The organism is Pseudomonas sp. MIACH (assembly GCF_001269925.1).
Classification (GTDB): Bacteria; Pseudomonadota; Gammaproteobacteria; order Pseudomonadales; family Pseudomonadaceae; genus Aquipseudomonas.
Genome location: NZ_LHVO01000062.1, coordinates 1 through 21455 on the forward strand (window position 1 = coordinate 1; position 21455 = coordinate 21455).

General features: G+C 60.3%; 22 protein-coding genes. 19 read left to right on the forward strand and 3 right to left on the reverse strand.

Annotated elements, in window-relative coordinates; genetic code table 11:
* The 3 genes from AD670_RS26695 to AD670_RS26705 all read left to right on the forward strand — a co-directional run.
* Nucleotides 1-795: ATP-binding cassette domain-containing protein (locus AD670_RS26695; RefSeq protein ID WP_156338320.1), on the forward strand; the 795-nt coding region annotated here is incomplete at its 5' end.
* Between the two features lie 19 nt (nucleotides 796-814).
* Nucleotides 815-1780, forward strand: coding sequence for an L-arabinose ABC transporter permease AraH (araH, locus tag AD670_RS26700; RefSeq protein ID WP_053139400.1), 966 nt, complete (start codon nucleotides 815-817; stop codon nucleotides 1778-1780).
* A gap of 87 nt (nucleotides 1781-1867) precedes the next feature.
* A complete protein-coding gene (locus AD670_RS26705; protein WP_053139402.1) occupies nucleotides 1868-2671 on the forward strand; it encodes an IclR family transcriptional regulator in 804 nt (267 codons plus the stop codon).
* Here AD670_RS26705 and AD670_RS26710 read toward each other — a convergent pair whose 3' ends face one another.
* Nucleotides 2672-3724, reverse strand: coding sequence for an NAD(P)-dependent alcohol dehydrogenase (locus tag AD670_RS26710; protein ID WP_053139405.1), 1053 nt, complete (start codon nucleotides 3722-3724; stop codon nucleotides 2672-2674).
* 182 nt (nucleotides 3725-3906) lie between these two features.
* On the opposite strand from AD670_RS26710, the gene AD670_RS26715 reads away from it, so the two are divergent.
* Nucleotides 3907-4800, forward strand: a complete 894-nt coding sequence (locus tag AD670_RS26715) for an AraC family transcriptional regulator (RefSeq protein WP_053139407.1) — start codon at nucleotides 3907-3909, stop codon at nucleotides 4798-4800.
* Nucleotides 4801-4880: 80 nt separating this feature from the next.
* On the opposite strand, the gene AD670_RS26720 is transcribed toward AD670_RS26715, so the two are convergent.
* Nucleotides 4881-6545, reverse strand: a complete 1665-nt coding sequence (locus AD670_RS26720; protein ID WP_053139409.1) for an electron transfer flavoprotein-ubiquinone oxidoreductase — start codon at nucleotides 6543-6545, stop codon at nucleotides 4881-4883.
* 553 nt (nucleotides 6546-7098) lie between these two features.
* Here AD670_RS26720 and AD670_RS26725 point away from each other — a divergent pair.
* The 14 genes from AD670_RS26725 (at nucleotide 7099) to AD670_RS26790 (ending at nucleotide 18750) form a co-directional block, all read left to right on the forward strand.
* Nucleotides 7099-7848: an electron transfer flavoprotein subunit beta/FixA family protein gene (locus tag AD670_RS26725; RefSeq protein WP_024076934.1), complete on the forward strand. Its 750-nt coding sequence runs from the start codon at nucleotides 7099-7101 to the stop codon at nucleotides 7846-7848.
* A gap of 2 nt (nucleotides 7849-7850) precedes the next feature.
* Nucleotides 7851-8780: an electron transfer flavoprotein subunit alpha/FixB family protein gene (locus AD670_RS26730; RefSeq protein ID WP_053139411.1), complete on the forward strand. Its 930-nt coding sequence runs from the start codon at nucleotides 7851-7853 to the stop codon at nucleotides 8778-8780.
* A gap of 83 nt (nucleotides 8781-8863) precedes the next feature.
* Nucleotides 8864-9679: an ABC transporter substrate-binding protein gene (locus tag AD670_RS26735; protein WP_053139413.1), complete on the forward strand. Its 816-nt coding sequence runs from the start codon at nucleotides 8864-8866 to the stop codon at nucleotides 9677-9679.
* Nucleotides 9680-9688: 9 nt separating this feature from the next.
* A complete protein-coding gene (locus AD670_RS26740; RefSeq protein WP_053139415.1) occupies nucleotides 9689-10051 on the forward strand; it encodes a DUF4398 domain-containing protein in 363 nt (120 codons plus the stop codon).
* On the forward strand, nucleotides 10048-10863 hold the full coding sequence (locus AD670_RS26745; RefSeq protein WP_053139417.1) for an OmpA family protein: 816 nt from the start codon (nucleotides 10048-10050) through the stop codon (nucleotides 10861-10863). The genes AD670_RS26740 and AD670_RS26745 overlap by 4 nt, the downstream gene beginning before the upstream one ends.
* 271 nt (nucleotides 10864-11134) lie before the next feature.
* Nucleotides 11135-12574: a PLP-dependent aminotransferase family protein gene (locus tag AD670_RS26750; protein WP_017527404.1), complete on the forward strand. Its 1440-nt coding sequence runs from the start codon at nucleotides 11135-11137 to the stop codon at nucleotides 12572-12574.
* 104 nt (nucleotides 12575-12678) lie between these two features.
* Entirely contained in the window at nucleotides 12679-13170 is a 492-nt protein-coding gene (locus AD670_RS26755) for a hypothetical protein (RefSeq protein WP_053139419.1), read from the forward strand.
* Between the two features lie 161 nt (nucleotides 13171-13331).
* A complete protein-coding gene (locus tag AD670_RS26760; RefSeq protein ID WP_017527406.1) occupies nucleotides 13332-13586 on the forward strand; it encodes a YkgJ family cysteine cluster protein in 255 nt (84 codons plus the stop codon).
* A 41-nt stretch (nucleotides 13587-13627) separates the two neighbouring features.
* Nucleotides 13628-14233, forward strand: a complete 606-nt coding sequence (locus AD670_RS26765; protein WP_053139422.1) for an START domain-containing protein — start codon at nucleotides 13628-13630, stop codon at nucleotides 14231-14233.
* 103 nt (nucleotides 14234-14336) lie between these two features.
* Entirely contained in the window at nucleotides 14337-14573 is a 237-nt protein-coding gene (locus AD670_RS26770; RefSeq protein WP_053139424.1) for a hypothetical protein, read from the forward strand.
* A gap of 213 nt (nucleotides 14574-14786) precedes the next feature.
* A complete protein-coding gene (locus AD670_RS26775) occupies nucleotides 14787-15128 on the forward strand; it encodes a ribonuclease E inhibitor RraB (protein ID WP_015885395.1) in 342 nt (113 codons plus the stop codon).
* Between the two features lie 457 nt (nucleotides 15129-15585).
* Nucleotides 15586-16995, forward strand: coding sequence for a circularly permuted type 2 ATP-grasp protein (locus tag AD670_RS26780; protein ID WP_053139427.1), 1410 nt, complete (start codon nucleotides 15586-15588; stop codon nucleotides 16993-16995).
* Nucleotides 16996-16999: 4 nt separating this feature from the next.
* A complete protein-coding gene (locus AD670_RS26785) occupies nucleotides 17000-17950 on the forward strand; it encodes an alpha-E domain-containing protein (RefSeq protein ID WP_053139428.1) in 951 nt (316 codons plus the stop codon).
* A complete protein-coding gene (locus AD670_RS26790; protein ID WP_053139430.1) occupies nucleotides 17947-18750 on the forward strand; it encodes a transglutaminase family protein in 804 nt (267 codons plus the stop codon). The genes AD670_RS26785 and AD670_RS26790 overlap by 4 nt, the downstream gene beginning before the upstream one ends.
* Before the next feature lie 41 nt (nucleotides 18751-18791).
* Here the strand turns inward: AD670_RS26790 and AD670_RS26795 are convergent, their stop codons facing one another.
* The gene (locus tag AD670_RS26795; protein WP_053139431.1) at nucleotides 18792-19595 is read right to left on the reverse strand and encodes a cytochrome c; all 804 of its coding nucleotides are present in this window, start codon (nucleotides 19593-19595) and stop codon (nucleotides 18792-18794) included.
* Nucleotides 19596-20235: 640 nt separating this feature from the next.
* Between AD670_RS26795 and AD670_RS26800 the strand changes: the two genes are divergently transcribed.
* The gene (locus AD670_RS26800; RefSeq protein ID WP_053139433.1) at nucleotides 20236-21441 is read left to right on the forward strand and encodes an acetyl-CoA C-acetyltransferase; all 1206 of its coding nucleotides are present in this window, start codon (nucleotides 20236-20238) and stop codon (nucleotides 21439-21441) included.
* Nucleotides 21442-21455: the final 14 nt, after the last annotated feature.

The following is a 21455-nucleotide window of genomic DNA, read 5'->3' on the forward strand; positions in this document are numbered from 1 at the left end:
ACCTGCATGGTCGGTCGCGACATCCAGGACATCTACGACTACCGCCCGCGTGAGCACGGTGAGGTGGCGCTCAAGGTCGACGGTTTGCTGGGTCCGGGTTTGCGTGAGCCGATCAGTTTTGAGGTGCGCAAGGGCGAGATTCTTGGCTTGTTCGGCTTGGTCGGGGCAGGGCGCACGGAGTTGTTCCGTTTGCTCAGCGGTTTGGAGCGCGCCAGTGCCGGCAGCCTTGAGTTATGCGGGGAGGCCCTGCAACTGCGCTCACCCCGCGACGCCATCGCGGCCGGTGTGCTGCTGTGCCCGGAAGACCGCAAGAAGGAAGGCATCATTCCGCTCGCAAGCGTCGCGGAGAACATCAACATCAGTGCCCGTGACGCGCATGCGTACTTTGGCTGGCTGTTGCGCGACGGGTGGGAAAAGGGCAACGCCGACCAGCAGATCAAGGCGATGAAAGTCAAAACGCCTAACGCTGAACAGAAAATCATGTACCTGTCCGGCGGCAACCAGCAGAAAGCCATTCTTGGCCGCTGGCTGTCGATGCCGATGAAGGTGCTGCTGCTCGACGAACCAACGCGTGGCATCGACATCGGTGCCAAGTCGGAGATCTACCAGATCATTCATAACCTGGCCGCCAGCGGTATTGCGGTGATTGTGGTGTCCAGCGACCTGATGGAAGTGATGGGCATCTCCGATCGCATCCTGGTGATGAGCGAAGGCGCGCTGACCGGCGAACTGAGCCGCGATCAAGCGGATGAAGCACGCCTGCTGCAACTGGCACTCCCGCGTTCGCGGGCTTGAAGAATAAGAGGGTGTAGGCATGTCTCAGGTAAAAACTGCAAAGGGCTTCTGGCCGGGTTTCAACCAGCGCAAGTTTCTCGATGACTGGGTGATGCTGTTGGCGGCATTGGGCATCTTTTTGCTCAGCGCGCTGTTTATCGACAACTTCCTCTCGCCGTTGAACATGCGCGGCCTGGGCCTGGCGATTTCCACGGTGGGCATCGCCGCCTGCACCATGCTGTTCTGCCTGGCGTCGGGGCACTTCGACTTGTCGGTGGGCTCGGTCATTGCCTGCGCCGGTGTGGTGGCGGGGATCGTGATTCGCGACACCGATAGCGTGGCGTTGGGTGTCTCGGCCGCATTGGCCATGGGCCTGGTAGTGGGACTGATCAACGGCATCGTCATTGCCAAGTTGCGCATCAACGCCTTGATCGCGACGTTGGCGACCATGCAGATCGTGCGCGGCCTGGCCTACATCTTCTCCAACGGCAAAGCCGTGGGGGTGATGAACGAGGATTTCTTTGTGTTCGGTAACGGCCAACTGTTGGGCGTGCCGGTGCCGATCATCATCACCGTGCTGTGCTTTGTGTTTTTTGGCTGGCTGCTGAACTACACCACCTATGGGCGCAACACCATGGCGATCGGGGGCAACCAGGAAGCGGCGCTGCTCGCCGGGGTGAACGTTGATCGCACCAAGATCATCATCTTTGCCGTACACGGATTGATCGGCGCCTTGGCCGGGGTGATCCTCGCTTCGCGCATGACCTCGGGCCAGCCGATGATCGGCCAAGGCTTCGAGCTGACGGTGATTTCTGCCTGTGTGCTGGGCGGAGTGTCGTTGAGCGGCGGCATCGGCATGATCCGCCATGTGATTGCCGGCGTGCTGATCCTGGCGATCATCGAGAACGCGATGAACCTGAAGAATATCGACACGTTCTACCAGTACGTGATCCGCGGCTCGATCCTGTTGCTGGCGGTCATCATCGACCGCATGAAACAGCGCTAGACCGAACACCTCCCACCTTTGGATCTCCACTGTATTGAGGGGCGGTATTTGCCATAATGCCCCCGCTTTCATACTTATAGGCCCGATATGCAGGAAAACGCCCACACCCCCGCCAAAGACGCCGCCCCTACCGGTACCCAGACCCTGCTGCGTGGCCTGGGCGTGGTGCAAGCGGTGGCGGCCGGTGCGCGGGATCTGAAAGAGATCGCCAAGCGCATCGGCACCACCCGCAGCACCACCCACCGCCTGGCCAGTTGCCTGGTGGAAGAGCGTTACCTTCGGGTGGTGCCGCAAGTCGGCTACCTGTTAGGGCCGAAGTTGATCGAACTGGGGTTTCAGGCCCGCGAAGAGCTGCCGCTGGTGACCCTGGCGGTGCCGTACCTGGACGAGTTGTCGGCGCTGACCGGCGACACCATCCACCTGGCCATTCGTGAATACGACGACGTGCTTTACCTGCACAAGAACCCTGGCCGCAACGGCCCGGAAATGCGCTCGCGGGTCGGTCATCGCATGCCGCTGGCGCGCACGGGCGTGGGCAAGGCGATGCTGCTGGATGACTCGGTGCAAGAGTGGCAGCGTTTGTACGAGACCAGCCTGCCGGCGGGTGGGAAAAACCTGCAATGGCCGCAGCATCCAGAACAATCCTGGGCGCAGTTTGAGCAGCGCATGCGTGAGTATGTGGTGGGCGGTTATGCGTTCGACCTGGAAGACAACGAACCGTCGATCCGTTGCGTGGCGGCACCGGTGCGCGATGCCAGCCGGCGAATCGTCGCCGGCATCAGCATCGCCAGTACCGTGCCCTACATGCCGCTGGAGAAAATGGCCGAGCTGATCCCTGTGATCAAGCAGGTCGCAGCGCGGCTGTCGGCGGAGTTGGGTGCGAAAGCCTGATCAGACCTTCAAGGTTGCCATGTCGATGACAAAACGGTACTTCACATCACCGGCGATCATGCGGGTGTAAGCCTCGTTGATCTGGCGGATGTCGAGCATTTCGATGTCGCAGGTGATGCCATGCTCGGCGCAGAAATCCAGGACTTCCTGGGTTTCGGCAATGCCGCCTATCAAGGAGCCGGCCAGCACTCGGCGGCTCATGACCAGCTTGCCGGCATGTACCGGTGGGTCCACTGGCTCAATCAACCCAACCAAAATGTGCACGCCATCAAAGCGCAGCACGTCTAGGTAGGGGTTCAGATCGTGCTGCACCGGGATGGTGTCGAGCAGGAAGTCGAAACTGCCAGCGGCGGCTTTCATCTGTTCGGCATCGGTGGACACGATCACATGGTCGGCACCCTGGCGACGGCCTTCTTCAGCCTTGCTCGCCGAACGGGTGAACAGCGTCACTTCCGCGCCCATGGCCTTGGCGAACTTGATGCCCATATGGCCCAGGCCGCCCATGCCGAGAATCCCGACTTTGTCGCCAGCCTTGACGCCGTAGTGCTTGAGCGGCGAATAGGTGGTGATGCCCGCGCACAGGATCGGCGCAGCGCTGGCCAGGTCGAGCTTGGCCGGGATCTTCACCACAAAGTGCTCGCTGACCACGATGCTGTCGGAGTAACCGCCCATGGTGTTGCTGCCGTCGACGCGGTCCGGGGTGGCGTAGGTCATGGTCGGGCCTTCGAGGCAATATTGCTCCAGGTCCGATTTGCACGCTTCGCAGTGGCGGCACGAATCGACCATGCAGCCGACGCCGACGAGGTCGCCGACTTTATGCGCGGTAACGCTGGCGCCGACGGCAGTGACCTTGCCGACGATCTCGTGGCCAGGCATCAGCGGGTACACGGCGATGCCCCATTCGTTGCGGGCCTGGTGGATGTCGGAGTGGCACACGCCGCAGTAGAGAATCTCGATGGCCACGTCATCGGCGCGAGGGCTGCGGCGTTCAAACGACATGGGGGCGAGGGGAGTGGTGGCCGACTGGGCGGCGTAACCGATGGCGGTATACATGGAGAAAACCTCGCAAAAGCAGTGACAGATGAGGCGGGCCATTCTCCGCGCCACTCCCTGGTGCGGCCATGGCGATTGCTCCGAGTCTCATGCCTATTCGTCCGGGAGTGCCCCTTGTTTGGATTCATCGGCCGCCAGACCTGCGATGATGGTCTCATCCCTTTTTCGCGAAGTTTTTTGCCATGTTGTTGACTCGCCATCTTGATGCCAACGCGACGCTGGTTTCCCTGATCGAGGGGCTGACGTCCCGCGATGGTTTCTCCCCGACCCACTTGCCTGGCGTACAAGTGCTGCGCGCCAGTTGCGACGTAGCGCGCGGCCCGCAGATCTATGAGCCGAGCCTGATGTTCGTGGCCCAAGGCAGCAAGGTCGCCTACCTGGGCCCGCGTACGCTGGAGTATGGCGCCGGGCACTACCTGATCCAGGCGATGCCGGTGCCGTTCGAGTGCGAGACGTTCGCCATGGCGCCCGGTGCGCCGCTGCTGGGCGTGACCGTGGGCATTGACCGCGTGGTGCTGGGTGAATTGGTGATGGCCATGGGCATGCAGGCCGGGCCGCCGCCGACTGCACAAACCCTGGAGTCGATGAGTTCGGTGGTCTTGGATGACACCATGCGCGGCTGTGTCGAGCGGCTGTTGCAGTGCCTGCACGATCCGCTGGAAAGCCGGATCATGGGCCCGGCACGGGTGCGCGAATTATTGTTCACCGCCTTGCGCGGCCCCCAGGCCGATGTGCTGCGCGCGTTGGTGGAACAGCAAGGGCAGTTCTCGCGAATCGCCACGTCGTTGAGTCACCTGCATGCCCATTACGCCGAGCCGCTGAATATCGAGACGTTGGCGGGGTATGCGCATATGAGTGCGTCGACGTTTCACGAGCATTTCAAACGCTGCACGTTGTTGTCGCCGGTGCAGTACTTGAAGCGTTTGCGCTTGCTCAAGGCCCAGCAATTGCTGCTGGTGGAGGGCATGGGCGTGGCGCAGGCGGCACACAATGTGGGGTATCAGAGTACGTCGCAGTTCAGTCGCGAGTACAAGCGCTACTTCGAGCGCAACCCTGGCGAAGAGCGGGCTGCATAGTCATTTCAGGCAAGCCCCCTCCCACAGTTGACCGAGTTTGACGCCATAAAAAAGGCTCCCATTTGGGAGCCTTGTTTGGCTTACATATTCGGGTAAGTCGGCCCGCCCGCGCCTTCCGGCGTGACCCAGGTGATGTTCTGCGAAGGGTCCTTGATGTCACAGGTCTTGCAGTGCACGCAGTTCTGGGCGTTGATCTGGAAGCGCTTCTCGCCGTCTTCCTTGGTGATCACTTCATACACACCGGCCGGGCAGTAGCGTTGCGCCGGCTCATCGTAGAGCGGCAGGTTGGTGCCGATCGGGATGCTCGGGTCTTTCAACTTCAAGTGGCACGGCTGCTCTTCTTCGTGGTTGGTACCGGAGATGAACACCGAGCTCAGCTTATCGAAGCTCAGCTTGCCGTCGGGTTTCGGGTAGTCGATCTTCTTGCTGTCTTTGGCCAGCTTCAGGCAGGCGTAGTCCGGCTTGGTATCGTGCAGGGTGAACGGCATCTTGCCGCCGAGGATGTTCTGGTCGAACCAGTTGAAGCCGGCGCCGATGATCGGGCCGAACTTGTGCATCGCTGGGCCGAAGTTGCGGCTGGCGAACAGTTCTTCGTAGAGCCAGCTGGCTTTGAAGCTGTCGACGTAGTTGGTCAGCTCATCGCCGCCTTCGGATTCGGCAAACAGGCGCTCGGCCACGGCATCGGCAGCGAGCATGCCGGACTTCATCGCGGTGTGGCTGCCTTTGATCTTGGCCACGTTCATGGTGCCCAGGTCGCAGCCGATGAGCGCACCACCCTTGAACACCATTTTTGGCAGCGAGTTAATGCCGCCCTTGGCCAGGGCGCGTGCGCCGTAGCTGATGCGCTTGCCGCCTTCGAGGTACTGGGCCAGCACCGGGTGGTGCTTGAGACGCTGGAACTCATCGAACGGCGACAGGAAGGTGTTGCTGTAGGACAGGTCGACGATCAGGCCAACGACCACCTGGTTGTTTTCCAGGTGATAGAGGAACGAGCCACCGGTGTTCTCGTTGCTCATGATGTCCAGCGGCCAACCGGCGGTGTGCACCACCAGGCCTGGCTGATGCTTGGCTGGGTCGATTTCCCAGATTTCCTTGAGACCGATGCCGTAGTGCTGGGCGTCGGCATCGCTGTCCAGGTTGAAGCGCTGGATCAACTGCTTGCCGATATGCCCACGGCAGCCTTCGGCGAACAGCGTGTACTTGCCGCGCAGTTCCATACCGGGGGTGTAGACGCCTTCTTTGGGTTGGCCTTCACGGTCGACGCCGAGGTCGCCGGTGATGATCCCGCGCACCACGCCGTTTTCGTCGAACAGTGCTTCCTGGGCGGCAAAGCCTGGGTAGACTTCCACGCCCAGGTTCTCGGCCTGCTGGGCCAGCCAGCGGCACAGGTTGCCCAGGGAAATGATGTAGTTGCCTTCGTTGTGCATGGTCTTGGGCACAAAGAAGTCGGGGACCTTGGTGGAGGTGTCGGGGCTGCGCAGGACATAGATGTCATCGCGCACCACGGGGGTGTTGAGCGGGGCGCCGAGTTCCTTCCAGTCCGGGAACAGTTCGTTCAGGGCGCGTGGTTCAAACACGGCACCGGAAAGGATGTGGGCGCCCACTTCGGAGCCTTTCTCGACCACGCAGACGCTGATTTCCTTACCGGCTTCGGCGGCCTTCTGCTTCAGTCGGCAGGCGGCAGACAGGCCCGCCGGGCCAGCGCCGACGATGACCACGTCGAATTCCATGTATTCGCGTTCCACAGGCTATCTCCTACTCAAGGCTCAACGGCTTTTTTTTCTAATGGGTGGAGGTTCGGTAATCCGTCCGACATTGCCTGCAGAAATCTCATGCAAGGGGCAGGGGACGACGCACCTTTCTCTCTAGGTGGCGCATTATATATAGACCACTGGCAGCGTCCAATACAAACGTTTGTTTGAATTGCCCGCAGGCTAGGTAAATCAAAGCGACGCGGCTTATAACTGACCATTTTGCCGTATTGACCGGAATAGGTGTTCCGGTCAATATACGGTCGGTTTTGCGCATCCCGTAGGCAGACTGTGGGTTTCAAGGCCACCTCGAAAGACAGGCTGAAGGCAAATAAGGGTGACGCGCGAGCCACGATGGCGCGCAGTTTACACGCCACGATAATGAATGACCTCTCAGTCACCGCTGACGAACGGTCATCACTCCCGTGAGCAAGGTCCCCTGCCGACGATTGCCGGTGTTTTTGGAGGTGCCCTTGTGTGCCGATGAGCATCAACCGCCAGGTTCGCCTAGGCGACTTTCTTTTCACCGGAGAGTAACGAGGAATCCATGAAGGTTCTTGTAGCTGTCAAACGCGTTGTCGATTACAACGTGAAAGTTCGCGTCAAGGCGGACAATTCCGGCGTCGATCTTGCTAACGTCAAGATGTCGATGAACCCATTCTGTGAAATCGCCGTGGAAGAAGCTGTACGCCTGAAAGAGAAAGGCGTAGCGACTGAAATCGTTGTGGTTTCCATCGGCCCGACCACTGCCCAAGAGCAGCTGCGTACCGCCCTGGCGCTGGGTGCCGACCGTGCCATCCTCGTCGAATCCGCTGAAGAACTGACCTCCCTGGCCGTGGCCAAGTTGCTCAAGGCCGTTGTCGACAAGGAACAGCCTCAGCTGGTGATCCTTGGCAAACAGGCGATCGACAGTGACAACAACCAGACTGGCCAGATGCTGGCTGCGCTGACCGGTTACGGCCAGGGCACCTTCGCCTCGAAAGTCGAAGTGAGCGGCGACAGCGTAGCTGTGACCCGTGAAATCGACGGCGGCGCGCAGACCGTTTCCCTGAAACTGCCGGCCATCGTCACCACCGACCTGCGTTTGAACGAGCCGCGCTACGCGTCCCTGCCAAACATCATGAAAGCCAAGAAGAAGCCTCTCGAAGTGCTGACTCCGGACGCTTTGGGCGTTTCCACCGCCTCCACCAACAAGACCGTAAAAGTCGAAGCGCCAGCTGCACGCAGCGCGGGTATCAAGGTCAAGTCGGTGGCTGAACTGGTTGAGAAACTGAAAAACGAAGCGAAGGTAATCTAATCATGACTATCTTGGTAATCGCAGAACACGACAATAAGGTGCTGGCCCCGGCCACCCTGAACACTGTTGCTGCTGCCGCTAAAATCGGTGGCGACATCCACGTACTGGTCGCCGGTCAAGGCGCTGGCGCCGTGGCCGAAGCCGCAGCCAAAGTGGCTGGCGTGAGCAAAGTACTGCTGGCCGACAACGCCGCTTACGCTCACCAGTTGCCGGAAAACGTTGCCCCTCTGGTAGCAGAGCTCGGCGCTGGCTACAGCCATATCCTGGCTGCCGCCACTTCCAACGGCAAAAACATCCTGCCGCGCGTTGCCGCACAGCTGGACGTTGACCAGATCTCCGAGATCGTTTCGGTAGAAAGCGCTGACACCTTCAAGCGCCCGATCTACGCCGGTAACGCCATTGCCACCGTGCAATCGACCGCTGCCGTCAAAGTCATCACCGTGCGTGCCACCGGTTTCGATCCGGTTGCTGCTGAAGGTGGCTCGGCTGCCGTTGAAGCCGTCTCCGCTGCCCACGACGCTGGCACCTCCAGCTTTGTCGGCGAAGAGCTGGCCAAGTCGGATCGTCCTGAACTGACCGCTGCCAAGATCGTCGTTTCCGGCGGCCGCGGCATGCAGAACGGTGACAACTTCAAGCACCTGTACGCCCTGGCCGACAAGCTCGGCGCTGCGGTCGGCGCTTCCCGCGCGGCTGTTGACGCAGGCTTCGTACCCAACGACATGCAGGTCGGCCAGACCGGCAAGATCGTTGCGCCACAGCTGTACATCGCCGTCGGTATCTCCGGCGCGATCCAGCACTTGGCGGGTATGAAAGACTCCAAAGTGATCGTCGCGATCAACAAGGACGAAGAAGCACCGATCTTCCAGGTGGCCGATTACGGCCTGGTCGCGGACTTGTTCGAAGCCGTACCTGAGTTGGAGAAGCTGGTCTAATCCAGTCGCTTCACTTATAAAGAGCCCGGTCTTGTGACCGGGTTTTTTTTGCCTGGGCTTTTTTGAACACCGGAGAAACCGCCATGGAACTGCGCCCTTGGGCCGTACTGCTGGGACTTACACTGCTGCCGAGCCTGGCCCTGGCCGCCGGCAAATGTGATCGCCTGGTGATCACCGGCAGCCCGGACGCACCGCCTTTGCTTTGGCGTGACCCCCAAGACCCGACGCACCTGATCGGCGCCACTGCCGACGTATTGCAACAGGTGGCCAAGGACCTCGGTCTGAAAATCGACCTGCTCTACGGTGGCAAGCGTTCCCTGGCCTTGGACGAAGTGCGCAGCGGACGCATGGATATCCTTGCCGATGCGCCGCTGAACCTCGGCGAGCTGGAAACCCTCGACTACATCCACCCGGCGCTGGTGCAGCTCGATTATCTGGTCTGGACCCGCAAGGATTCGGCGCTGGTTTACACCACGGCTGCCGACCTGCATGGCCACAAGGGCGCAGTGTCGGAGCGGGCACGCTTGAGCCGCGACTTTGAAACCTTCGCCAGCCAGCAACTGACCCTGCAACGCCTGCCCACGTTGACCCCGGCCTTCCAGAAACTGCTGCTGGGAGAGGTGGACTACGTGCTGGCCGGGCGTTACTCCGGCATGGCCATGGCCCAGACACTGGGCCTGAGCAACGACCTGGTCTCCCGCGATATTCCCATCGACCAACCTGGCCTGTACCTGGCGATTTCCCACAACTCCGCCTGCAATGATCCTTGGCTGCGCGGACAGCTGGCCAAAAAGATGACAGAATTGCCCGGGTCTGGTGTGACGGAAGCCGCGCTGCAGCGCAATCTGGAGCGTTGGAAAGCGCAATTGCAACAACCCGTCGGCACCCCAACAAAGTAGGGATTTTCAGTGACTCTTCGACCTTTTTTCGCGGCCCTCGCCGTTGTCGCTCTGGCGGGATGTGCAGCCGATCCTGCGCCGAATGAACAAATTCGCCTCACCCAGCAAGCCCTGGAACAAGCCAACGCCGTGGGCGCCAGCGCCGATGAATCCGCCGAACTGAAACTGGCCGAAGACAAATTCGCCCAGGCCAAGGCCGATATGGCCGAGCAATCCTATAAGGACGCGCGCATGCAGGCCGAACAGGCTGAGCTGGACGCGCGCCTGGCCGAAGCCCAGGTACTGACCCGCAAGAGCCAGGAACAACTGAACGTGCTCAACACCCGCATCACGCGCCTGCGCAAGCAATTGCAGCTGGGGGAAGCCCAATGAGCCCGATGATGCGTGGTTTGAGCTGTGCCGTGCTGCTGGGCAGTGTGGCACTGGGCGGTTGTGCCAGCCACCCCAATGGCGAACAGGCCTTGCAACAGGCGGGTAGCGATTTCCAGAAGGTCAAGGAAGACGCCAACGTGCTGCGTATTGCACCCAAGGACGTGATTCGCGCCGGTGAATCCCTGGCACGGGCCGATCGCTTGTCCAGCTACTGGGGCAGCGGCCCGGACGTCGTGCATTACGCTTACCTGAGCCAGCGCTACAGCGCCATCGCCCGCGAACACACCGAGCAGACGCTCAACGAAGAACGGGCTGCCAAGCTCGAACTGGAACGCCAGCGCCTGCAATTGGCCCTGCGTGAAAGCAAGCTGATCAGCGTGCAACAACAGGGTAAATGGCTCGAAGAACAGATCGCCAGCCTGACCACCACCCAGACCGATCGTGGCCTGGTGATGACCCTGGGCGACGTGCTGTTCGATACCGGCGAAGCGGAGTTGAAAAACTCGGCCAACCGCACCGTGTTGAAAATCGTGCAGTTCCTGCAACTGAACCCCAAGCGTGTGGTGCGCATCGAGGGGTACGCCGACAATACGGGCGGTCAGCAGGAAAACCTCAAACTGTCCCGTGATCGTGCGCAATCGGTGGCCGATGTGCTGGTGGACCTGGGGATCGATGAGAAACGCATCCAGGTTGAAGGCTACGGCGACCAGTACCCGGTGGAAGCCAACGCCTCCGAACGTGGCCGCGCGCAGAACCGTCGCGTGGAAATAGTGTTCTCCGACGAGAAGGGCCAACTGGGCGCCGCTCGCTGAAGCCTTGCGCAAATCAAAAGTGTGGGAGGGGGCTTGCCCCCGATAGCGGTGGATCAGTCACTATTTTCGGCGCCTGACACTCCGTCATCGGGAGCAAGCCCCCTCCCACATTGTTCTGTATACATCTGAGTATTCTCTCCACTCACCTTACAGTTTTTGCTGTCACTCCCGCCCGTGCTCGACTATTGTGGCAACTGTCCCCGTACACTTCTAAACTGTGCCGGTAAGTTTCACACAAAAATAAAATACCCGTGAAATCGAGTGCTGCGTCATGACCAATCTGTTGCTTTACCAACGTATTGCCCAGCAACTGGCTGAGGACATCCGTCGCGGTGTCTATCAACCTGGCGAGCGCGTGCCCTCGGTGCGCAAGATGAGCTCCCAGCTCAATGTCAGCCACGCCACGGTATTGCAGGCCTACGCCAACCTGGAAGACCAGGGGCTGATCCGGGCGCGGCCGCAGTCCGGTTACTACGTGCACCAGACGCCAGCGCTGACGGCGCCGACGCCGGACATCGCACGGGTCGAGCGCCCGGGTTTGGTCACCCGCAGCAGCATCATTCAACAAGTATTGGGCGAGTCGCGTCGCGAAGGTGTATTTCCGCTGGGCGCCGCCGTGCCGAGTGTCGACTACTTGCCGGTGCGGGCGCTGCACCAGCAATTGGCCAAGGTCACGCGCTTCCAGAGCCCTCGTGCCTTCAGCTACATGTTCAGCCCCGGTTTCGAGCCGTTGCGCCGCCAAGTGGCGATTCGCATGCGTGACGCCGGCGTGGTGGTGGACCCCTCCGAAGTAGTGATCACCCACGGCTGTGTTGACGCCTTGCAGATGTCGCTGCGGGTGCTGACACGTCCCGGCGACTTGATCGCGGCGGAATCACCGACCTACTACGGCTTGCTGCAACTGGCCGACCTGTTGGGCCTCAAGGTCATCGAGATCCCCAGCGACCCGTCCACCGGCATGAGCCTGGAAGCCTTGCAACTGGCGGCCAACCAATGGTCGATCAAAGCCCTGGTGCTGACCACGCGCCTGAGCAACCCCCTGGGCGGCACCATGCCCGAGGAGCGGCAGAAACAGTTACTGCGCCTGGCGTCGGATTTCGATATCCAGATTGTCGAAGACGATATCTACGGCGAACTGATGTTCGAACTTGGCCGCACCAAGGCTTTGAAGGCCTACGATCGCCTGGATCGGGTGATCTATTGCTCAAGTTTTTCCAAGACCCTGTCGCCAGGGGTGCGCATCGGCTGGATGATCGCCGGCAAGTACCAGCAGGAAATCCAGCGCCTGCAGATGTTCAGCACGCACTCGGCATGCAGCGTCACCCAGATGGGGGTGGCCGCGTATCTGGAGAACGGCGGCTACGACCGGCATCTGCGGTACATCCGTCAGGAATACCGCAAGAACCTCAGCGCTTTCCAATTGGCGGTGCAGCAGTATTTCCCCGAAGGCACTCAGATGACCCGTCCGACCGGCGGCTTTATCTTGTGGGTCAGTTTGCCTGGACGGGTCAATACCCAGGAACTGCACGTGCGTGCCCTGCAACAGGGCATCAGCATTGCGCCCGGGTTGATCTTCAGCAACACCGAGCAGTTCAACCACTGCATTCGCCTTAACTGCGGCACGCCGTGGAACCGCGAGGCAGAGCGCGCGCTGATGACCCTGGGGATGCTGGCCAGCCAGTTATGCCAGGAAACCGCAGCCGGTTTTTGAGGTGTGCAATGGGGACAAGTCTGATGGTTGGCTAATCAGCACGCTTGTCATGCCGCGCACAACAAGCGAGCATATGACCCTCTGCCGTTAATGCTGTAGGCAATATGACCTCGATTGTTCGCGCTGCTTTGGTGATTGGCCTGTTAAGCCTGTGTAACGTCAGTACAGTGCTGGCGGCGTCACCTGTGGCTGAAAACAAGCCCGCTGCCAATACCCAGCAGGATGCCCCGGTAAAAAAACCGAGTCCCGCCAAACAAGCACCCGCCGCCAAGAAGCCAACCGCCGCGGCGAAAAAACGTGCGTCGACGGCGAAAAAAAACAAGTCAGCCCAAGAAGTAGCGCAGACCAAACTGCCACCGGCACAGTTGGATTTGTCCCTGCCTTCGGACATGATCAGGCACTTGCAGCCTCTGGGTACAATGCCCAAGCCCAAAAGCGTGCCATTGTTGCCGCCGATGTTCGGTGAAAAGCCTACCGACAACAGTGCGTTCCAAATCAACGGCCGTTTGCTCAGCAATGAGATGAAGCTGCAATTGCGCAACGAAGAGCGCCGTGATGTGGAAGGCGCTGCGTTGGAATTCGAGTTCAAGCAGTAAATTTTTTCTACAAAGTGACGCCGACCATCGACCATCTGTCGCAGACCGGTCGGTCACTTTTGTTTTGTGCGAAAAACTCCTGTTAGACCATTTTAAAACGGCTGTTTAAGGGCGTACTCTAGCCCGGCCATCCCTATTGAGTCGTCGAGGACCTGCTGGTCATGAATTGCCGTGAAGGCTGTGGCGCCTGCTGCATCGCCCCCTCTATCAGTTCGCCCTTACCCGGCATGCCCAATGGCAAACCGGCGGGTGAACGCTGCCTGCACCTCTCGGTCGAACAGCTGTGCCAACTGTTCGGCCAGCCGGAACGCCCGGCGGTGTGCAGTGATTTCAAGGCGGATATCGATGTCTGCGGCACCGACCAGGCCGATGCGATCCGCTTGATCGGCTGGTGGGAGCAGATGACGGCGGCTTGATGGGCTTTACTATCGGAACTTCAACAATAAGGAATACAACAATGGGTTCGCTGAAACGACTGGCTGTGCTGTGCGGTTTTACGCTGTTATTTGCTGCCACTGCCCAGGCTGAGGATTGGCAAGTCGCCAAGGATGAAGACGGTATCAAGGTGTCCCTGAGCGAAGTTGCCGGCTCCAAGTACAAGGCGTATCGCGGTGTGACCGTGATCAAGGCACCTGTCGCCAAGATCCAGGCCCTGCAGGAAGATGTGGCCGGTGCCTGTTCGTGGATTCATGAGTGCAAATCCCAGAAACTGGTCGACAAGAAGGGCGATGAGGCCTGGACCTATACCCAGTTCAAGGCGCCGTTCCCGGTGACCGACCGTGACTCGTATATCCATGTCACCACCAACAAGGACGCCGACGGCAGCGTAACCCGCAAGTTGCAGGGCGTGCCGACCTACAAGCCCGAAGAAAAAGGCTACGTGCGTGTCGCCCAGGTCGAGGGCTTCTGGAAACTGGTGCCCAAAGGCGCCAATGAGACAGAAGTCACCTATCAGGTACACACTGAGCCAGGCGGTAGCGTGCCATCGTGGCTGGCCAACAAATTCGTGGTGGACGCGCCGTTCAACACCTTGAAAGCCTTGAAGGAACACGCTGAAAAATAAACCCGGTTGATCGAGTGCCTCCTGACTTGAGTGGAACGTTTGCCCAGCCCTCAAGGTCCAGATAGTTGTAAGCCCACACACGGGTTTTATCGAGGAGGCACCGATGCAAACGTGGCAGATTACCTTTGTTGATGATCACGGCGTACAGTCCGTGGAGCAGTTCACCTGCGAGCAGAAGCCCAGCCTCGAAGATGCGGCGCACATGATTCGCAACAAGTTGGTGCCCGTGGCCGCCGAACTCGACCTCAATGACCTTGAGGGCCGCAAGCCTGAGCCTACGGTGAAGATCCTCAAAGACCAGAACAGTATCCAGATCCTCGACATCTCGCCCGCCGCCTGAACATTCCCTTTCTGCCCTTCAAGCACCTCTGGTGGAGGTGATAGCTTCGCGCTACTCTGCAAGTGAGATCAGCGAATGAATCGCTAAGGTCTGGTCTTGTCAGCTACATGCTTGTTTTCCCGTGGTGATGTTGTTGCCGTGGTACCCGCGTCTTCAGCGCGCGGGCTTTGGGAAGCACGGAAAGTCTATCCATCGGTTTTAGGAGGACGTTTCATGAGCACAGCCTATCAAGAAGACATCAGCACCAACGTTCTGCGCCGCATGAAAGAAGGCGGTTTCGACTTTTCACGTTTCCACCCCATTGAGTTCTACGCCATTTTCCCGGATGAGGAACGTGCGCGCAGGGCTGCGGGTGAATTTCGTGGCGAGTCCCTGAATGCCCAGGTCAGTGCGCGCGACGATGGCGCCTGGTACCTGGAACTGAGCAAGATCATGTTCGCAACCTACGACGGCATAGGAGACTTCGAGCAGGACTTTGAAGCGGTGGTCGAGCCGCTGGGCGGGATCATCGAAGGATGGGGCGTCAAGCAGGAGGTGCGTGGGTTACCCATGTAGCGCGACTGTATGAGCAACACAGCGTATCGGCTGACCTCAGGGTCGGCCGATTTTGTTTGGGCAGGATGAAAGTTTGTGGAACTTGCGCTGCACTTTCCAGCACCAAAAAAAAGGCCACCCGAATAGGGTGGCCCAAAGGGAAGACCGGAGGAGCCGGTCGGTACACGAGCTATTACGGTACCGATTGCGCGATGGTTAAAGCTGTAGGACACGTCCTGTTCAGCTGATGAGGGGGATTATCCGCAGGCTTGGACGGGCAGTGAAATCAACTCTGACTATGCTGTTGATAGCCAAAGCTTGCGTCGCCATGAAGCGTGCAGCAGTGCAGTGGGCATTCTGCGCACCAGGACGGTGCGATCAGCTGTTCGCTTATATTTAACTCACTGATTTTTAAGTGTTTATGCCGCTGGCACGGGCCTTGCGATGGTTCTTGCGTCCGGGTGACAAGGAGTTCGGCATGATCCGCACTTATTACGACGAAATGTACGATGGGGCAGGCCAGGTTCGTCCCCATTACCGCGAGTTCGCCCGCTGGTTGGCCGAAACCCCTGCTGAACTGCTGGCCCAGCGCCGGCGCGAAGCCGATTTGCTGTTTCACCGCGCCGGGATCACCTTCACGCTTTACGGTGATGAACAGGGCACCGAGCGCCTGATTCCCTTCGACACTATCCCGCGTAGCATTCCCGCCAGTGAATGGCGGATGGTGGAGCGTGGCTGTATCCAACGGGTCAAGGCGCTGAACATGTTTCTCGCCGACCTCTATCACGAACAGCGCATCATCAAGGCGGGGATCATTCCCGCCGAACAGGTACTGGCCAACGAGCAATATCAGTTGGCGATGCAGGGACTGAACCTGCACCGCGACCTGTATTCCCACATCTCCGGAGTCGACCTCGTACGCGATGGCGACGGCACCTACTACGTGCTGGAAGACAACCTGCGTACACCGAGCGGCGTGAGCTACATGCTCGAAGACCGCAAGATGATGATGCGCCTGTTCCCCGAGTTGTTCGCCGCCCAGCGCATCGCGCCGATCGATCATTACCCCAACCTGCTGCTCGATACCCTGAAAAGCGCCAGCCCCCTGGATAACCCCAGCGTGGTGGTCCTGACCCCGGGGCGCTTCAACAGCGCGTTCTTTGAACACGCCTTTCTAGCGCGGGAAATGGGCGTTGAACTGGTGGAAGGCGCCGACTTGTTCGTGCGCGACGACCGCGTATTCATGCGCACCACCGACGGCCCCAAAGCCGTGGACGTGATCTACCGTCGCCTCGACGACGCATTTCTCGACCCGCTGGCCTTCAACCCGGATTCCATGCTCGGCGTGCCCGGCCTGCTGGCGGCGTATCGCTCCGGCAATGTGGTACTGGCCAATGCCATCGGCACCGGGGTAGCAGATGACAAGTCGGTGTACCCCTTCGTCACCGAGATGATCCGTTTTTACCTGGATGAAGAACCGATCCTGCAGAACGTTCCCACCTTCCAATGCCGTAAGCCCGACGAATTGTCCCACGTGCTGGCCAACCTGCCTGACCTGGTGGTGAAGGAAACCCAAGGCTCAGGCGGCTACGGCATGCTGGTGGGGCCAGCGTCCACGGCAGCGGAAATCGAAGCCTTCCGCGCGCGTATCAAGGCCAAGCCCCACGCCTATATCGCCCAGCCAACCCTGTGTTTATCCACCTGCCCGACCTTTGTCGAAAACGGCATTGCGCCGCGCCATATCGACCTGCGCCCGTTTGTGTTGTCCGGCAAGGAAACCCGTGTGGTACCCGGCGGCTTAACCCGTGTCGCGCTGCGTGAAGGTTCGCTGGTGGTCAATTCGTCCCAGGGTGGCGGCACCAAAGACACCTGGGTGGTCGAGGACTGATGCCATGTTGAGTAGAACTGCCTCGGATTTGTACTGGATGTCGCGCTACCTGGAGCGCGCGGAAAACCTCGCGCGCATGCTCGATGTCAGTTATTCGCTGTCGCTGATGCCCCAGGATGGGCGCGGTGATGGCTTGCACGAACTGGCCATGCCGCTGTTGATCACCGGCACGCTGGATGATTACCGCGAACGTCACGGCGAATTGCACGCCGAACGCCTGCTGCATTTTTTCGCCCTGGATGCGGCCAACCCGGCCAGTATTTACAGCTGCCTGGGCGCCGCGCGGGCCAGTGCCCATGCCGTGCGTGGGCGAATTACTGCCGACATGTGGGAAAACATCAACGCCACCTGGCTGGATATTCGCGAAATCTCACAGCAGGGCCTCAGTCGCTATGGCATGAGCCGCTTCTGCGAGTGGGTCAAGGAGCGTTCCCATCTGTTCCGGGGGGCGACCTACGGCACCATCATGCGCAATGACGCCTTTCGTTTTATTCGACTGGGTACGTTTATCGAACGCGCTGACAACACCCTGCGCCTGCTGGACGCGCGTTATGAAATGGCCGGCGACCAGGCCGACGCCGTCACCGATGGCACCGCCCACGCCTACTATCAATGGAGTGCCTTGCTGCGCGCGCTATCGTCGTTCGAGGCCTACACCGAGATCTACCGCGACGCCCCCGGAGCCCGACAAGTCGCAGAGCTGTTGCTGTTGCGCGCCGATGTACCGCGCTCCCTGCGGGCCTGCAGCGAAGAGATCGACCAGATCCTCGCCAGCCTGCCCGGCATCAACGGGCGCCCGGCCCAGCGCCTGGCGGCCGAGATGGACGCGCGGCTGCGGTTTACCGCGATTGATGAAATCCTTGAGGAAGGCCTGCATGCCTGGCTGACCGACTTTATCCCCTTGGTCCGCCAGTTGGGCGACGCCATCTACAGTTCCTACCTGGAGGCGGCATGAGACTCTCCATCAGCCACGAAACCACCTACCACTACGACGACCAGGTTCGCGCCAGCATCCAGTACCTGCGCCTCACGCCCCACGACAGCGAGCGCCAGCATGTGCTCAGTTGGCAACTGGACCTGCCGCGCCCGGTGCGCGCGCAGATCGACCCGTTCGGCAACATCCTGCATGTGCTGACCCTGGACGAACCCCACGACGCCATCATCATCGGCGCCCGTGGCCAGGTGGATATCGATGAGTTGCGCGAGGCCGAGCACGAGAGCCAGTCAGCTTTTCCGTTCCTGCGCTCCACCCGCCTGACCGAGGCCGATGAAGCCTTGCGCGCCTTTGCACAACAGCATTGCCACCAACGTCGTGATCGCACGGCCTTGATCGACCTGATGCACGCCCTCAACCAGTCGATGGTCTACACGCCGGGTGCCACCGAAGTCGACACCTGCGCCGCCCAGGCCTTCGCAGGGCGCGCGGGGGTGTGCCAGGACCACGCCCATGCATTCCTGGCCTGCGCGCGCAGCCTGGGCATTCCTGCGCGGTATGTGTCGGGGTATTTGTACACGGAAGACAGCACCCACCTGGCCAGCCACGCCTGGGCTGAAGCCTGGCTGGATGACGCCTGGTACAGCTTTGACGTGACCAACCAACTGGCCCGGCCCGAGCGGCATCTGAAACTCGCCGTGGGCCTGGACTACCTCGACGCCTGCCCGGTGCGCGGTATGCGCCGTGGCGGTGGGCATGAGCAGATGCATGCCAAGGTGTTCGTGGCGCCGACGCCGGTGATCTCGGTCCAGCAGCAATGACTCAGAACACAGCCGGTCGACTGTAGGAGCCGTGTTCAGGTTCAGGGCTGCTTACGCCCCGCCATATGCTTCAAATACCCCACCAGCAACTCCAGCTCGCTGTCAGGCAACACACTGGCGGCGAACGCTGGCATCTTCGCCTGTGGCCAATGCCTCAGGCTCTGCGGGTCGCGGATATAGCGCTTGAGGAAGTCGCCGCTGAAATATTCCGTAGGGTTGTAGGGCACATTCAGGTCCGGCCCCACCTGCGCATCGCCGGCGCCATTAAGGCGATGGCAGGCCAGGCAGTTCTTCTGGAACAGCGCAAAGCCCTGGTTGACCGGATCATCAGCCGCCAACGTCGGGTCGGGCAACAATGCCGGAAAACGTTCAGCCACCGTCTTCAACTGCTTGATCGCGGAGATCTGGAACGGCCACTGCTCCGGGCTGATATGCCCGGCCTGAGGATCGGTCCACACCAGATAGAACGGCCCGGCACTCGGCTTGCCGTCTGCCAATGGGGGCCAGGGGTGGGCCGGGTCCTCCACGGCCAGCCACGCGCGGGCGCCGTTTTTTTGCAGCAAGGGGGTGGCCGTCAGTTCGGCGGCGAATCCATCCAGGGCAACGGCTTGCAGGTGGTCATCCGGCTTAAGACCCGCTAGGAGCGCTGCCAGCGGTACTGCGCGATAGGTCATGTTGCGCTTGTAGGAAACGTCATCGACGATCTGCACCGTCTGCGCCTCCGGATGCTTGAGCAGGTCGGCGGTTTCCCACGTCTTGCGGGAGTGATCCAGCTCGACGGTCAATTGCGCCGCCGAGGCGGGCAGGGTGAGCAACAAGGCAAGGAATGCGAAGATCGGTTTCAAGACGGCGGCCCCGTGTTAAGTGGCGATAGGGCCCACGATACCGGAAACGCGCGTGTAAAAAGGCAGCCCCTGCAACAGGATCGCTATGCACGAAGTCCCGGCAGGTGCTGCCAAAAGCTGTAATTCTGAAGCACAGAATAGGGGGGCGGAGGGTTCACCCAATGATCTTGGTCAGGTTGGGCAAAATCAGAATCAATGTGGTGGCGAACAGAATAAGTCCCGCCTGACGTACTTTCGAATGTTTGAACATGGCTGACTGCCTTTTGTTGTTATTCCTGAGCGTCAAATGCGTGCCGGTGTATTTCAGTATCGCAAGGTGACGTGTCGCTTTTCTTACAGTTGCTCCAGCAAAACCCGGCAGCAACTTCTTACTGATTGAACCTTAGAGCCGTCGTTCTGCGCGGCTTAGATCCATTTCATATTACTTAATCAGGATTTCAGCTTAAAAAGGCATGAGGCATATCGCCATCTTGGCGCCAATACCTTGGCTAGACAGCTAAAACGATTAATCCAGCAATTACCTTAGTTGCCTACCGTTCGTCCGAGCATGGCGGTCAAAAGCAATGAGCGCATCCGTCATTGAAACCGTGTCAATCGGGCCTAAGGTAAGGGCACTACTGCGCAATGGTTCGAGGACGTCATGACCCAAGCTTTGATCTTTGATGCGATACGCACGCCCCGCGGCAAAGGCAAGGCCGATGGCGCCCTGCACAGCGTCAAGCCGGTAAATCTGGTGGCCGGCCTGCTCACGGCGCTGGCGCAACGCAACGACCTCGACACCCACCAGGTGGATGACATCGTGCTCGGTTGCGTCACCCCGGTGGGCGACCAGGGCGCCGACATCGCCAAGACCGCCGCCCTGGTGGCGGACTGGGCCATCAGTGTCGCCGGTGTACAGATCAACCGCTTCTGCGCCTCGGGCCTGGAAGCGGTCAATCTCGGCGCGATGAAAGTGCGTTCCGGCTTCGAGGACCTCGTGGTGGTCGGCGGCGTGGAGTCCATGTCCCGTGTGCCCATGGGCAGCGATGGCGGGGCCTGGGTGCTTGACCCGCAGACCAATATGCACAGCCACTTCACGCCCCAGGGCATTGGCGCCGACCTGATCGCCACCCTGGAAGGTTTCACCCGCGAGGACGTCGATACCTTTGCCCTACAGTCCCAGCAGAAAGCGGCCAGGGCGCGTGCAGACGGTTCCTTCAACAAGTCGCTGATCGCGGTGCAGGACCAGAACGGCATTGTGCTGCTGGACCATGATGAATTCATTCGCGCCGATTCCACCCTCGAAGGCCTCGGCAAGCTCAAGCCCAGCTTCGAAATGATGGGGCAGATGGGCTTCGACGCCACCGCATTGCGGGTCTACAGCCATGTGGAACGCATTCATCACGTCCACACACCGGGCAATAGCTCCGGCATCGTCGACGGCGCCGCGTTGATGTTGATCGGCTCCGAAGCGAAGGGCCGCGAGCTGGGCCTGCAACCTCGGGCGCGCATCGTCGCCACGGCCGTCACCAGCACCGACCCGACCATCATGCTCACAGGACCTGCGCCGGCCACCCGTAAAGCGCTGGCCAAGGCCGGTTTGCGCGTCGAAGACATCGACCTGTTCGAGGTCAACGAAGCCTTTGCCTCGGTGGTGCTCAAATTCATCAAGGACATGGGCATCGACGCCGCGCGCGTCAACGTCAACGGCGGCTCCATCGCCATGGGCCACCCGCTGGGCGCCACGGGCTGCGCGATCCTCGGCACCCTGCTCGACGAACTGGAGGCGCGCCAGCAGCGCTACGGCCTGGCCACCCTGTGTGTGGGCGGCGGCATGGGCATCGCCACCATTATCGAACGTCTCTGAGCCCAAGGAATTTG

Coding starts and splice junctions, on each gene's coding strand:
- AD670_RS26730 (WP_053139411.1), top strand. CDS start 7,851: ATGACTATCTTGGTAATCGCAGAACACGACAATAAGGTGCTGGCCCCG.
- AD670_RS26725 (WP_024076934.1), top strand. CDS start 7,099: ATGAAGGTTCTTGTAGCTGTCAAACGCGTTGTCGATTACAACGTGAAA.
- AD670_RS26710 (WP_053139405.1), bottom strand. CDS start 3,724: ATGTATACCGCCATCGGTTACGCCGCCCAGTCGGCCACCACTCCCCTC.
- AD670_RS26765 (WP_053139422.1), top strand. CDS start 13,628: ATGGGTTCGCTGAAACGACTGGCTGTGCTGTGCGGTTTTACGCTGTTA.
- AD670_RS26705 (WP_053139402.1), top strand. CDS start 1,868: ATGCAGGAAAACGCCCACACCCCCGCCAAAGACGCCGCCCCTACCGGT.
- araH (WP_053139400.1), top strand. CDS start 815: ATGTCTCAGGTAAAAACTGCAAAGGGCTTCTGGCCGGGTTTCAACCAG.
- AD670_RS26800 (WP_053139433.1), top strand. CDS start 20,236: ATGACCCAAGCTTTGATCTTTGATGCGATACGCACGCCCCGCGGCAAA.
- AD670_RS26715 (WP_053139407.1), top strand. CDS start 3,907: ATGTTGTTGACTCGCCATCTTGATGCCAACGCGACGCTGGTTTCCCTG.
- AD670_RS26770 (WP_053139424.1), top strand. CDS start 14,337: ATGCAAACGTGGCAGATTACCTTTGTTGATGATCACGGCGTACAGTCC.
- AD670_RS26735 (WP_053139413.1), top strand. CDS start 8,864: ATGGAACTGCGCCCTTGGGCCGTACTGCTGGGACTTACACTGCTGCCG.
- AD670_RS26780 (WP_053139427.1), top strand. CDS start 15,586: ATGATCCGCACTTATTACGACGAAATGTACGATGGGGCAGGCCAGGTT.
- AD670_RS26775 (WP_015885395.1), top strand. CDS start 14,787: ATGAGCACAGCCTATCAAGAAGACATCAGCACCAACGTTCTGCGCCGC.
- AD670_RS26750 (WP_017527404.1), top strand. CDS start 11,135: ATGACCAATCTGTTGCTTTACCAACGTATTGCCCAGCAACTGGCTGAG.
- AD670_RS26745 (WP_053139417.1), top strand. CDS start 10,048: ATGAGCCCGATGATGCGTGGTTTGAGCTGTGCCGTGCTGCTGGGCAGT.
- AD670_RS26785 (WP_053139428.1), top strand. CDS start 17,000: ATGTTGAGTAGAACTGCCTCGGATTTGTACTGGATGTCGCGCTACCTG.
- AD670_RS26755 (WP_053139419.1), top strand. CDS start 12,679: ATGACCTCGATTGTTCGCGCTGCTTTGGTGATTGGCCTGTTAAGCCTG.
- AD670_RS26760 (WP_017527406.1), top strand. CDS start 13,332: ATGAATTGCCGTGAAGGCTGTGGCGCCTGCTGCATCGCCCCCTCTATC.
- AD670_RS26790 (WP_053139430.1), top strand. CDS start 17,947: ATGAGACTCTCCATCAGCCACGAAACCACCTACCACTACGACGACCAG.